Annotated in this window: 13 protein-coding genes; 11 read left to right on the top strand and 2 right to left on the bottom strand. The window is 29.3% G+C overall.

Features of this window, described 5'->3' with window-relative positions; all coding sequences use genetic code 11:
• From FYJ26_RS05165 to FYJ26_RS05175, 3 genes are read left to right on the top strand one after another with little or no spacing between them, the layout of a single operon-like run.
• On the top strand, positions 1–1638 hold the full coding sequence (locus FYJ26_RS05165) for an ABC1 kinase family protein (RefSeq protein ID WP_154540321.1): 1638 nt from the start codon (positions 1–3) through the stop codon (positions 1636–1638).
• 9 nt (positions 1639–1647) lie between these two features.
• Entirely contained in the window at positions 1648–2346 is a 699-nt protein-coding gene (locus FYJ26_RS05170; protein WP_154540323.1) for an acyl-[acyl-carrier-protein] thioesterase, read from the top strand.
• Complete coding sequence (locus tag FYJ26_RS05175; RefSeq protein ID WP_154540325.1) at positions 2339–2965, top strand: HD domain-containing protein; 627 nt, start codon at positions 2339–2341, stop codon at positions 2963–2965. The genes FYJ26_RS05170 and FYJ26_RS05175 overlap by 8 nt, the downstream gene beginning before the upstream one ends.
• A 299-nt stretch (positions 2966–3264) precedes the next feature.
• Here FYJ26_RS05175 and FYJ26_RS05180 read toward each other — a convergent pair whose 3' ends face one another.
• Positions 3265–3948, bottom strand: coding sequence for a GntR family transcriptional regulator (locus FYJ26_RS05180; RefSeq protein WP_154540327.1), 684 nt, complete (start codon positions 3946–3948; stop codon positions 3265–3267).
• Positions 3949–4095: 147 nt separating this feature from the next.
• Between FYJ26_RS05180 and FYJ26_RS05185 the strand changes: the two genes are divergently transcribed.
• The 8 genes from FYJ26_RS05185 to FYJ26_RS05220 all read left to right on the top strand — a co-directional run bounded on the left by FYJ26_RS05185 (position 4096) and on the right by FYJ26_RS05220 (position 12593).
• The gene (locus FYJ26_RS05185; protein ID WP_154540329.1) at positions 4096–5115 is read left to right on the top strand and encodes a zinc-binding alcohol dehydrogenase family protein; all 1020 of its coding nucleotides are present in this window, start codon (positions 4096–4098) and stop codon (positions 5113–5115) included.
• Between the two features lie 15 nt (positions 5116–5130).
• Positions 5131–6138, top strand: coding sequence for a TRAP transporter substrate-binding protein (locus FYJ26_RS05190; RefSeq protein ID WP_154540331.1), 1008 nt, complete (start codon positions 5131–5133; stop codon positions 6136–6138).
• 9 nt (positions 6139–6147) lie between these two features.
• Positions 6148–6684 (top strand): TRAP transporter small permease, encoded by a 537-nt coding sequence (locus FYJ26_RS05195; protein ID WP_154540333.1) that lies wholly within the window; start codon positions 6148–6150, stop codon positions 6682–6684.
• Positions 6681–7964: a TRAP transporter large permease gene (locus tag FYJ26_RS05200; RefSeq protein WP_154540335.1), complete on the top strand. Its 1284-nt coding sequence runs from the start codon at positions 6681–6683 to the stop codon at positions 7962–7964. Before FYJ26_RS05195 ends, FYJ26_RS05200 begins: the two co-directional genes overlap by 4 nt.
• 224 nt (positions 7965–8188) lie before the next feature.
• Positions 8189–8911: a DeoR/GlpR family DNA-binding transcription regulator gene (locus tag FYJ26_RS05205; protein WP_154540337.1), complete on the top strand. Its 723-nt coding sequence runs from the start codon at positions 8189–8191 to the stop codon at positions 8909–8911.
• 15 nt (positions 8912–8926) lie between these two features.
• On the top strand, positions 8927–10207 hold the full coding sequence (locus tag FYJ26_RS05210) for a four-carbon acid sugar kinase family protein (protein ID WP_154540339.1): 1281 nt from the start codon (positions 8927–8929) through the stop codon (positions 10205–10207).
• 1 nt (position 10208) lies between these two features.
• Complete coding sequence (gene pdxA / locus FYJ26_RS05215) at positions 10209–11204, top strand: 4-hydroxythreonine-4-phosphate dehydrogenase PdxA (protein WP_154540341.1); 996 nt, start codon at positions 10209–10211, stop codon at positions 11202–11204.
• Between the two features lie 9 nt (positions 11205–11213).
• A complete protein-coding gene (locus FYJ26_RS05220) occupies positions 11214–12593 on the top strand; it encodes a GntP family permease (RefSeq protein WP_154540343.1) in 1380 nt (459 codons plus the stop codon).
• Between the two features lie 91 nt (positions 12594–12684).
• On the opposite strand, the gene FYJ26_RS05225 is transcribed toward FYJ26_RS05220, so the two are convergent.
• Positions 12685–14028 (bottom strand): radical SAM protein, encoded by a 1344-nt coding sequence (locus tag FYJ26_RS05225; protein ID WP_154540345.1) that lies wholly within the window; start codon positions 14026–14028, stop codon positions 12685–12687.
• Positions 14029–14032: the final 4 nt, after the last annotated feature.

Genomic DNA, 14032 nt, shown 5'->3' on the forward strand with positions numbered 1-14032 from the left:
ATGGGATATAAAAAAAGAAAGATTGATATAATTAGGGAATTTCTAAACCTAAATCTACTGATAGATGCAAGAGAAGTTTTTAAGAAAAAAACTGACAAAACACAAAAGGACATAGAAAGAGAACATAGGTTTGGCAAAAATCTTAGGACATTATTCGAAGACTTGGGTCCTGTTTTTATTAAATTTGGTCAGCTCTTATCGACTAGAAGAGATATATTCTCAGAAAATATAATAAATGAACTTGAGAAACTTCAAGATGAGGTAAAAGAAGAAAACTATGATCATATAAAAGAAGTTATAGAAGATGAATTCGGTAAAAAAATAGAAGAAATTTACGATGAATTTGATAAAAAGCCTCTAGCTACAGGCTCTATTGCCCAAACTCACCTGGCCTATCTTAAAGTCGGGTCAGCAAGGAAAAAAGTTGTGGTAAAGGTTCAAAGAAAAGATATAGATAAAAGAGTTAGGATTGATCTTGAAATAATAACAGACCTTTATAAAAGGCTTGAAAGAAGACTTGAAGGAATTAAATCATTTAATCTTGGTGAGATAATAGAAGAATTTAAAATTTCTTTAAATAAGGAAATAGATTTTAATATAGAAAAAGAAAATATCAAAAAATATAGGGCCCTAAACACTCGAGATGATGATCTTAAGGCACCAGATGTTTATGAGGATTATTGTAGGGGAAAAGTCATTACTATGGAATACATAGAAGGAGAGTCTGTAAGATCTATCTACAATAAAAGATCAGATATAAGAAAAAAGATAGGAGAAGATATCATTAAAGCTTATGTAAATCAAATGTTCTCCTATGGTTACTTTCACGCAGATCCTCACCCTGGAAATATATTCGTAAATGATAAGCTTGAAATTTATCTTTTAGATTTTGGGATAGTTGCAAGTCTTTCTGAAAATTACAGGTATCAGATAATGAAAGTGTTTTTGGGAGCAAGCTTCAATGAGGTAAAGATGATAACTGATGCCATTATAGGTATGGGTCTTTTGGAATTTGATTCTAAGCAAATATCTGACTTTGAGAAAAGAATACAAAGACTTTTGGATAAGTATATGGTAATTAGTTTAAATCAAATTAAGCTTGCAGACCTTATAAATGATTTTTATACTTTACTTGTAGATTATTCGATTAAAATTCCATCGGAACTTACAAACTTTGCCAAAACAATCTTTACTTTAGAAGGTCTTATTGAAAAATTAGTTTACAAGGAATCTTTCATAGAACTAGCTCTACCAATAGCAAAAAAGATGGTATTTAAATTAATAAATCCTAAAATTGTATCAGATAGACTAAGACCAAAGCTTTATGATATATATTCACTAATAAAGGAGTTTCCACAAAGTTCCTTAAACATATTAAGACAACTTTCAAATGGTGATTTTAGGCTAATAAATCAGAAATCTATAGAAGAGAAAAAATCATATGAAAATGTAGAAAATAAAAAAAGTCAAGCACTCATATTTATGGGTTTATCTATGATAATATCAACAACTATAATATCACTTATTATCTTAGGATACAAAACAAGGTCTATGGAGGCCTTTTTAATCTTAGTACTTAGCATAAGTCTTGTAATGGCTTGTGGAATACTCATAAATATATTTAGAAGGGAAAATTAAAGGATAAAAATGAAAACAAGTAAAGAATTTATAATAGAAAACTTTCTAACAAATAGTGACGGCTATCTTAAAATGAAATATCTATTGGGACTTATGTTTGAAGTATCCTTTGACCAAGCAGATAAACTAGAAGATAAGAATTTAATGAAAGATAAAAGATGGATAGTCTACTCTTGGGATATAAAAATAAATGAGCCTATAAAGGCACGTGATAAGCTTAAAATAACAACATTTGCCATAGATATGAAAAGATTTTATGCTAATAGAAACTTTATTATAGAAAGAGATGGAGAAACTATAGGACTTGCTTTTTGTTCTTTCTTACTTTTTGATTTAAACAAGATGAGAGCTATAAAAATTCCTGATTTTTTAATAAAAGCATATGGGAAAGAAGAACCGGCTTATATAGGAAAAAGACAAAAATATTCCAAAAACTTTGAAGAAGCTCAAAAAATTTATATAAGAAAAAATGATATAGACATAAATGGTCATGTAAATAATGCATCTTATATGGACCTTATAAGGGAAATATCAGATATCAAAGACCAAGATATAGGATATATAAATATAGTCTATAAAAATGAAATTAGAGATAAGAACTTTGTTCTTGGAGAAATTGGAAAAGAAGAAAATGAAGAATCTTATAGGATTATAAGTGAAGATGGGAAAATTTACACCTATGGAAAGATAGGAAGAAGAAATGTATAAGAAAAATTACGGAAATATTCCAAATAAAGATAAAATTCACTACTACCTAATAGAAAGTAATGAAAATTTAGGAGAGTGGGTTTCCCATTCAAAGCTTATAGGAAAAAGTGCAAGAGACATTGCAGATAAGATAGGGCTTGATAAAGATATTGCCTACGCTATAGGCTCTCTTCATGATATAGGAAAAAGCAAAAGGAAAACAGGTCTTTCTCAGATAATGGAAAGCTTCTATATGCTTCGTAATGAAGCCTACTTTTTTCCTGCAAAAATTTCCATCAGTCATTCTTTTATAATAAAAGATATCAAAGCATATGTAGGAGACGATAATATAGGAAAAAGAGATAGGAAAATATTAGAAAATTTTTTAATATCTCACGATTACAATGACTATGATAAATTAATTCAGCTATTAGATAATTCAATAACAGATACATTCGTAGGGATAGAGAAAAAACAAGAAATTCTAAAAGAAAAATATGGTAAGATTCCTTTTGAAAAAGAAAAATACAAAATCTTAAAAAAATACGAAATGTATTTTGAAGAAAAACTTGGAGAAAAAATTGAATATTTCTTAAGAAAGAATGGTCCTTTATCAAATGGTCTTGGTAGACAAAAATAAACACAATCAAGAAGCAGGAAGTAGAACATGCTACTTCCTGCTTTTTGATTTCTTAAAACTAAAATTCTAGTCATAAAAATTATAGTCCTAAAATTAACAAAAGCTCTAAAACCAATAGGATTAAATAGCCTTAATAAAAAATGTAAATGATTAAATAAGTATACTTTTTTCAATAAAAAATCGCATTATTAAAAGTATCATCTACTTTCACCAATACGATTTATTATAGACTAATATTATAGGATAGTTTACAAAGTCTCTAGATGTCCAAAGATTTGTTAATTGCGGAACTTTGGATTTTAATTAAAGTAATCTGGATATTTGTTGTTTAGAATTTTCATATCATCTATAAGTTCTAGTATGTGGCTTGTTATTAAACGGGAAGCTTCTTTTGGAGAGTTATTTTTTATTAACTCTAATATATTTTTATGCTCATCAATATAATTTGTTTGTCTAATATTAGCTTTTAACCTTAATATTCTCATTCTTATAAGATATGAAGTATTATTCTCTATTATTTTTGGGATTTTTTTATAATTTAGCTCTTCAAATATTAATTCGTGAAATCTATTATCTAATTTTATTAACTTTTCAAAATCATTAGTTTGATGTAACATTTGCTCTTTTTCAATTATTTCATTAAACTCTTTTTCAAGTGTTAAATTTCCTTTTTTACATATTTCTATAACTGCATTTTGTTCTAAACTTGACCTGAAAAATAGCAGTTCTTTTGACATATCTATATTTAGAAAAGAAATAAAAGTACCAATTTGTGGCTTTATATCTAAAAGTAAGCTAGAGTTTAAGTCAATGAAAGCTTCTCTAACAGGAGTTCTAGATAAATTTAAAAGGTCAGATATCTGATTTTCACTTATTTTTTCACCAGGTACTAAATTAAAAAACAAAATATTGTATCTCATATTTCTTATTACATAGTCTTTTGTTTTTTCTCTATCTTTTCTTTCTAATATTTTAAAATTCATTTTATCACCTCTTATATTATATCAGAATAGTTTGTATTTTAGGAAATATGTAAAAAAATATTTTTTTCTTGACATCGTTTTACTTTGATGCTATTCTAATAGTGTACTAGTATACTAGAATTCAAGATATCAATAACGGAGGATACGATGAAAGCAGTAAGGATTAATAAAGTAGAAAACTTAGAAATAGTAGATTTAGAAGAAGTTCAAATAAAAGAACCTGATGATGTGAAAATAAAAATCAAAGCTGTAGGAATATGTGGTTCTGATGTAGGAATATATAAAGGTTCCAATCCTATGGCAAAATATCCAAGAGTAATAGGTCATGAAATGACAGGAATTGTAGAAGAAGTTGGAAAAGAAGTTAAAAATTTTAAAAAGGGTGATAAGGTTGTAGTTGATCCTGTTATAAATTGTGGTGAGTGTAAAAACTGCAAAAATGGAAGACCAAATATTTGTGAAAATCTTAAAGTAAGAGGTGTACATGTTGAAGGTGGATTTAGTGAAAAGATTGTAGTAAAAGATTATCAAACTTATAAAGTTAATAAAGATATGCCATTTAACAGGAGTGTACTTATAGAACCATTTTCTATAGGTTTTCAAGCAAATAGAAGAGCAGATGTTAAAAAAGATGATGTAGTATTTGTTATGGGAGCTGGAACAATAGGTCAAACAGTAGCCAGAGTAGCTCAATATTTTGGAGCTAAAGTTTTCACATCTGATATGGATCAAAAAAAACTTGAAAGAGCAAAGAAATTTGGAATGATTCCAATAGATGTTAATACTCAAGACCCTATCGAATTTATTAAAGAAAATAATGAAGGCAGACTTGCTGATGTTGTAGTAGATGCTATATGTACTCCTAAAACATTTGAAATAGCTGTAAAATCAGCAGCAAGTGCTGGAAGAGTTATAAATTTGGGCTTTTCAACACAACCTTCACAAATAGCATCAGTTGATATTACTTCAAAAGAATTAGATATTCTTGGTTCAAGATTAAGCAATAAGAGATTTCCTGAAGTGATTGAGGCATATAATACTGGAAAATTATCATTTGACGATTTAGTAAGTCATGAAATGGAATTTGAAGACGCTGAAAAAGCTATAAAAATGATTATAGATAAAGATATATATACAGAAAAAATAGTATTAACTTTGGAAAACTAAAGCTGGAGGATAGAAATGAGAAAGAATAAATTATTTAGCTTAATTATAGCAATATTTTTTTTGTTCTCTCTAACATCATGTAGTGATGATACTTCTGGTAATGGTGGCCAGCTTGTAAAAGTTGCCACCGTTGTAGCACCTACTCACCCTGTAAATATAGCTATGAGAGAAGTTTTTTTACCTATGATTGAAGAGGAAACTAATGGTAGATATAATGTTCAACTATATGATTCTGGTAGACTTGGAGGAGAAAAACAACTCTACGATTATACTAGATCAGGAATTATTGAAATATCTGCAGTAGGTACTGTTATGTGGTCTGAAATAGACATGATGGCTACGCCAGATTTTCCATTTATATTTAGAGATGTAGAACATGCTAGGAAAGTATATGAAGGAGAAATTGGGGATGAGATAGCTAAATATTTAGAAGATAGGGAGCCACTTAAGTTTATGGCTTGGGCTCCAAATGGAGCAAGAGTGTTTTCTTCATCTAAAGATCTCAAAAAAATAGAAGATTTTAAAGGTCAAAAATTAAGAATGCCTAATAATCCTATCCACGTTAAATTAGCTGAGTCCTTAGGTGCAAACGTTGTTATTATGGATATGAGTGAAGTATTTACTTCGTTAGAACAAGGGGTTATTGATGGACAAGACAACCCACTATCAACATTTAGACAAGAAGGATGGTATACTGTTTCAAAAGATATATATGAAACAAATCATATGGTATCCTCTATAGAAATGTTGGGCAATAAAGAGTTCTTAGATAGTCTGCCTAAAGAAGATAGGGAAATTTTTGAAAAAGTAGCAAAAAAAACAGCTCAAAGAGCTTGGGATATATATGAGAAAAGTATAGAAGACGATAAGGAGTTCTTGAAAAAAGAAGGTTTAAATATAACCGAACCTACAGAAGAAGATAGACAAAAAATGAAAGAAATGGCTAAGCCAGTATATGATTATTTATATAAAAAATATGATTGGGCTGAAGACCTAATTAAAAGAATTGAACAAGTAAAGTAGGAGAACTAAATGAAAAAGTTTAATAAAATATATAAAGCTATTGATATCTTATTAGGAATAATGATGGGGATAATGGTAGCGTTTGTATTCTTGAATGTAGTTTTAAGATTTATTTTCAATACAGGACTTGCTTCTTCAGAGGAGATATCAAGATATACATTTGTATTTATGACATTTATAGGTGCAATAGTTGCTATGAGAGAGAACGAACACCTAAGTGTGGATATGTTAGTAAAAAGATTTCCTAGAAAAGGACAACTTATATCTTTTATTATAGTAAATTTGATAATAATTGCTATGATGATAATTTTATCACTAGGATCTATAAAGATGGTAATTCAAAGTTCTGGAGCAAGAACAGCTGTTCTTGGAATCCCATTTTCATTCTTATATTCTATTTGCATAGTTTCAGCAGTTTTAATTGGAGTTATAGCAATCGAAAAAATATATACTGCTATTATAAATCCAAATGAAATTGATTTTTGCGAAGATGATTATATAGAAAAGGAATTTAAAAAAATTGATAATAAGGAGAAAAATATATGACTCTTATAGTATTTATAATATCTTTATTAGGCTCCATGGCAATAGGATTGCCTATAGCATTTGCCCTGATTTTTAGTGGTGTAAGCATGCTTGCATATCTTAATGGTTTTGATGTTCAAATAATTTCTCAAAACATGTTTAATGGAGCAGATAGCTATTCAATGATGGCTCTACCATTTTTTATGCTTGCTGGAGACTTGATGAATAGAGGTGGACTTACAAATAGATTAGTTGATGCTGCTGGTGCATGGGTTGGCCATTTTAGAGGTGGTCTGGGATATGTAACAATAATTGCAACATTGCTTTTTGCAAGCATGGTAGGCTCAGCAGTGGCTTCTACAGCAGCTTTAGGTGGAATACTAATACCGATGATGGTTAAAGCAAATTATGATAGAGATGATGCGACTGGTCTTGTAGCTGCTTCAAATCTTTTATCACCAATTATGCCACCATCAGCACCAATGATTGTATTGGGTGTAACAGCTAATATACCTGTATCACATTTGTTTTTAGCCGGAGTAGCACCTGCAATATACATATCTGTAGGATTATCTATAATGTGGTTTATAGTGGCTAAAAAAAGAAGTGTAGCCCCTCTTCCTAAAGCTCCTGTAGAAAAAAGAATAAAGGCAACGGTTGATGCAATATGGGCTATTTTAATGCCAGTTGGAATTTTGTTGGGTTTGCAAACAGGGGTTTTTACTCCTACAGAAGCAGGTGTGGTTGCAGTAGTTTATTCAATGATAATAGGACTTGTAGTTTATAAAGAGTTAAAAATTAGAGATTTAATTGAAGGATTAATATCTTCAGCTAAATCGGCTGCTACGATAATGTTCTTAGTTGCTGCTTCCGCAATTTCATCATGGGTAATGACTGTTGCAAATATTCCATTATTAGTTTCAAATTTATTACATCCTTTTATAGGGTCCCCTAGAATTTTAATGCTTATAATACTAGGATTAATATTAATAATTGGTACAACTATGGATGTAAATCCAACTATACTAATATTAGCACCAGTTGTTATGCCAGTTATAAGAGAAGCAGGAATTAATGAAGTGTACTTTGGAGTAGTATTTGTAATATCTATAGTTATGGGACTTCTGACTCCACCAGTAGGGACGGTATTAAATGTAGCGAGTGCTGCAGGTGGCATAAGTATGGAGAGAGTAGTAAAATCAGTTCTTCCATTTTTACTTGTTGAAGTAATAATTATAGTTCTTATGATTATATTTCCACAAATAGTTATATTTCCTTTCCAAATTTTATCTGGAGTTTAAAATTTATTTCTTATTCTAAATAAAGGTGGTGTTGCAGAATAGAATTATCTGTTCTGTAACATCACCTTTCTTATAATTTTAACTATTAGTATATAAAAAACTTATACTTTCTTAAATTTGTATTTAAGTTTTTGAATTTTTAAAAAACATATATTTTTCTTGCAAACGTTATAAATATATGTTAGAATAAAAAAAGAAAACGAAAGGAAATGAAATAAAACGAAATGTTTTTAGAAGAAAGGCTTAGTTTTATCACTAATAAATTAAATGAAAAAAATAGGGTAAATGTATCTGATTTATCGGAACAACTTAAAGTTTCCGAAGTAACTATTAGAAAAGATCTTAAAGAACTTGAAGATAGAAAAATAGCTATAAGGACTCATGGAGGAGCTATAAAGGTTAAAGAGCATGTATTAGAAAATCCTATAGATAATAAAATTTTAGATAATATAGGCTTAAAAAAAATTATAGCTAAGAAAGCTAGAAAATATCTAAGAGATGATATTACAATTTTCTTAGATGCTGGGACCACTACTAGAATGCTAATAGAGTATATATCTAAACTAAAAAATGTAATGGTTATTACTTATGATTTAGATATAGCTACTCTTTTATCTAAATACAATTCTATAAATACATATTTATTAGGTGGTTATATAGAAAAGAAAACAAGGACTTCTTTGTCTATTGAAGGATTTCAAAATTTATCAAGTTTTCATGGGGATATTTGCTTTATAGGTACAGATGCCTTTGATGATGAATATGTTTATTCTACCTCTGAAAATAAAGGGAAAATAAAAAATATGATGATTGTTAATTCAGAAATAAGCATATTGTTATGTGATAGTACTAAGTATGGTAAAACTGGTTTATACTCATTTTATAAAAGTAAAAATTTCGATTATTTTATAAGCGATAAGAAAATAGAGGGGTTAAGCAATGTATAAATTTTGGAGGCATATATGAGTGAAGTTATTATTATAGCTGATGATTTAACAGGAGCTAATGCTAATTGTGCTTTAATGAAGAGTATAGGATTAAGAGCTGCAAGCGTTACTGGAGATGACATTAAACATCTTGATGAAGATATTGATGTTTATGCATTTACAACAGATTCAAGAGCTATGACTAAAGATCAAGCTTATAGAAGAGTATATGATAGAGTAAGAAAATTAAAAAAAGAAGATGTAATCTTATACTCAAAAAGAATAGACTCTACCTTAAGGGGAAATCTAGGATCAGAACTTAGGGCATTTCAAGATGCATTAGAGACTAATAACTTAGCTATATGTGTGCCATCTTTTCCAGATTCGAAAAGAATTGTAGTAAATGATTTTATGTATGTTGATGGAGTTCCTTTAATGAATACGGATGCTGGTAAGGATTCAAAGATATCAGCTGTTTCAAATTTTGTAACAGAAAATTTTAGTAAGGATTATAAAGGTGAAATAATACATATTTCTATAGATGAAATAGAAAAAGGTATAGAAAATATTAGTAAAAAAATTATCGAAAATAAAAATAAAGACTTGATAATATTTGATGCAATTACTAATAAGCAAATAGAAAATATTGCAATTGCAAGTGTAAGTACTAATATTAGATTTATTAGTGTCGACCCAGGTCCATTTACAAAAGAAGTTACTAAAGTGATGTATAAAAAAAGTAGTATTAGTACTAAATCATTAGCCATTATTGGATCGGTAACAAATGTAACCATTAATCAGATGAAAGCCTTATATGGAAACTTTGATATTTTTAAAATTGAAGTAGATCCTTTAAAATTAATTGATATAAATCTAGCATTAAATGAAATTGATAGATGTAGTCTTTTGGCTAGAGAAAAGCTAAATGATAATAATCTCATTATTATAACTACTACACCAGATGATATTTCTCAAAGATTAAATTTAAAGGAAATATCTGAAAGTAGGGATATGAGTATAGATGATTTGTCCTTAATGATATCAAGAGGACTTGCAAAAATTGGTAAATCAATAGTTACAAAAGATAAATCGATTTCAGGAATATTTTCATCGGGAGGTGATGTAACGATAGCAGTAACAGAAGAATTAGGTAGTCAAGGAATAGAAATTAGAGAAGAAATAGAGCCTTTAGTAGCGTATGGAAGACTTATTGGTGGAGAAGTAGATGGTCTAAAAATTGTTAGTAAGGGTGGAATGGTAGGAAGTGACTCGGTTATGGTTAAATGTATAGCTAGATTATTAAGCAAAGGAGAATAACATGAAAAAAAGTAGAATTGCAGTAACACTTGGAGATCCAGCAGGAATAGGCCCAGAAATAGTAGTAAAGACATTTGCTAAAAAAGAATTATATGAAGATGCAGATATAGTTTTAGTAGGTGATAAAAATGTAGTAGAAAAGGCTCTAGAAGTTACCAAGCTTGGTTTAAAAATTAATGTAATAGATCATGTTAAAGATGGTCTATATGAATATGGAACAATAGATTTAATAGATCTTAATAATATGAGTAAAGACTATGAATTCGGAAAAGTTAGCGCTGAATGTGGTAAAGCAGCATATGAATATATATTTAAAGCAGGGGAATTAGCGATGAATGGAGAGGTTGAATCAGTAGCGACATCACCAATTAACAAAGAATCATTAAGAGCTGCAGAAATACCTTTCATAGGTCATACAGAAATGTTTGAAGAAATATCTAAAGTATCAGATCCTCTAACAATGTTTGAAGTTGAAGGTCTAAGAGTTTTCTTTTTATCAAGACATTTATCTTTGAGGGATGCCATAGATGAGGTTAAATATGACAAGATTTATGAATACATTCAAAGATGTACAGAAGCAATGCATAGGTTAGGAGTAGAAGGAACTTTAGCAGTTGCTGGACTTAATCCTCATTCAGGAGAACATGGCTTATTTGGATATGAAGAAGTAGATGAGATAATTCCTGCAATAGAAGATGCTAAGAAAAAAGGATATGATGTTGTAGGACCAATAGGAGCAGATTCGGTTTTTGCTCAAGGGCTTCAAGGAAAATATGCAGCTGTATTATCACTTTATCATGATCAAGGTCATATAGCCACAAAAACATATAATTTTATGAAAACTATATCTCTAACAAACTCTATGCCATTTTTAAGAACATCTGTAGATCATGGTACAGCATTTGATGTTGCTGGGAAAAATGTAGCATCAGAGGTTAGCATGGTAGAAGCTGTAAAATTAGCAGCTAAATATGGACCACAATTTAGAAAAAATTAGGAGTTTATTATGTCAGATAATAGGATAATAATTGCTTTAATAATTGGACTTATTTTATTAATAGGTCTAATTGTTAAGACAAAAATACATACATTTTTAGCATTAATAATATCAGCTTTGTTTATAGGTATTGCTGGGGGTATGCCTTACGAAAATGTAATAAAAAGTGTAACCGATGGATTTGGTGGAACTTTAGGTTCTATAGGAATAATAATTGGTTTTGGTGTTATGATGGGGCAGCTATTTGAAATATCAAATGCAGCAAAAAGGATGGCTCTAACTTTTATCAAGATATTTGGTAAGGGAAGGGAAGACTTAGCTATGGCAATAACTGGATTCTTAGTATCTATACCAATATATTGTGATTCTGGTTTTGTTATATTATTTCCTGTGGCAAAAGCATTGTCAAAGAATACAAGAAAATCAATAATAACATTAGGACTTGCTTTGGCTTCAGGTTTAGTTATAACCCACACTCTTGTACCTCCAACACCTGGCCCTGTTGGAGCTGCTGGAATTTTTGAAGCTAATGTAGGGGCAGTAATCCTATGGGGTATTGTTATAGCTATACCTATGGTTATTGCAACATTGTTATATGCAAGATTTTATGGAAAAAAGATTTATCAAATACCAGATGAGGAAGGCAATTGGATAAGGCCTGAGAAATCATCTTTAGCAGATATTAATGATTATACAATTGAAGATAATGAAAAAATGCCATCAACACTGATAGCGTTTTTACCGATTATAATACCAATAATTTTAATTCTAATAAACACAATTTTATCAACAATTTCTAAAGTATCAGGATTAGAAATAAAAGGAATTTATTCTGCTTTGTCATTCCTAGGAACACCTATTGTAGCTGTAGGTATAGGTTTAATAATAGCTATTATTACATTAACTAAGGGCATGAGTAGAGATAAGGTAATAAAAGAGTTAGAAGTTGGGATACAATCTGCAGGAATTATAATTTTAGTTACAGGTGGTGGTGGAGCTTTAGGTAAAGTTTTAACTGAATCAGGAGTAGGGGCTGATATAGCTAATTCTATATCGAAAATGAATATAAACCCTCTATTACTTCCTTTTATTATATCTACCTTAATTAGATTTATACAAGGCTCTGGAACAGTAGCCATGCTTACATCAGCTTCAATTTCAGCACCAATAGTATTACCTTTAGGTGTTAATCCTGTATTTGCAACACTATCAGCATGTGTAGGCTCACTTTTTTTCTCATATTTTAATGATTCATTCTTTTGGGTTGTTAATAGATCATTGGGCTTAACAGATGCAAAAGAACAAATTAAAGGATATTCAATTATATCAACTATAGCATGGGCAGTAGGATTTGTTACTATTGTTTTATTAAATTTAATATTTGGATAAAATAAAAAGTAACATTTATAAGTAGTCAATAAAATAACCTCAAAAGGTTGGAAGCCAAAATTCAACTTTTTGAGGTCATTATTTTATTTGTCTATTTTTTATTTGAATACCAAATTTCATCTGCTGTTTCTTTCCATACTTCAGCATAGTCGTCACATTTTCCACAAAGATCATCTACATCTTCTTTTACTAATATATCTGTTGATTTAGCTTGTGATTTTTTAACCATATCTCTAAGTAGAGTTGGATTTTCAAGCATTGGACAAGGTCTTAACATATTATCATTAAATGGTTGTCCGTTACGATATGCCACAAACAATGGTGATTGCAAAGCCTCTATTAAAGTTTTATCCTTAATATTAGAATCAGAATAATGAATGAATACACAAGGTTCCATATCTCCATTTGCATTTATATGAAAATAGTTTCTTCCTCCTGCTATACAACCACCTACATATTCTGCATCATTTTGGAAATCTAAGAAGAATAGTGGCTTTGTTGCTCTAAATTTTCTAATTTGTTCATACACATGTTTCCTTTGATAAGGTTTTAGAAGTAATTGCTTACTCGTTGATTTTCCTACAGGCATAAAATGAAAGTACCAAGCAAACAAAGCACCCTTATCTATCATATAATCAACAAATTCTTCACTAACTATAGATTTATAATTTTCTGAAGTATAACAACAAGATATACCAAATGGAAGTTTATAATTGTTCAATATTTCTATAGAATTCATAATTTTTTTATAAGTACCTTTACCTCTTCTAGAATCTGTAGTAAATTCAGATCCTTCTATAGATATTGCAGGTATTATATTTTTGATTCTTAGCATTTCTTTAGCAAAATCTTCATCAATCAAAGTTGAATTTGTAAAAATTAAAAATTCACAATCTTTATGTTTTTCACATATTGTTAGGATATCTTTTTTTCTAGCCAAAGGTTCTCCACCCGTAAAAATGTAGAAATATATACCCATATCCTTACCTTGATTTATAATATCATCTATTTGTTCATTAGATAAATTTAAACTATAACCATATTCTGCTGCCCAACAACCCTTACATTTTAGATTGCAAGCTGTTGTGGGATCTAAAAGTATAGTCCATGGAACATTACAATTATATTTAGTCCTAGTATCTTGTTTTATTTCTTCAGAAAATAATGTAGCATTTAATAAGAAATTTTCAATGAAAGTATCAACAACATCCGAATCAATTCTATCAAGTATGTCAAGTATATATTTATAATAGACATTATCTTTATCATTTACAGTTTGCTCTATCAAATCTATTTGACTTTTAAAATCGTTAGGTGAAATTTTTTTCGCAAAATCTATCGCCTTTGGTAAATTGTTTTCTGGATCTTTGTGTACATATTTTAATAACTTATCTAATCCATAAGCTTTCATTTTTTGATCTAAACTAAGTTTCATAATT

The organism is Anaerococcus porci, from assembly GCF_009696575.1.
GTDB lineage: Bacteria > Bacillota > Clostridia > Tissierellales > Peptoniphilaceae > Anaerococcus > Anaerococcus porci.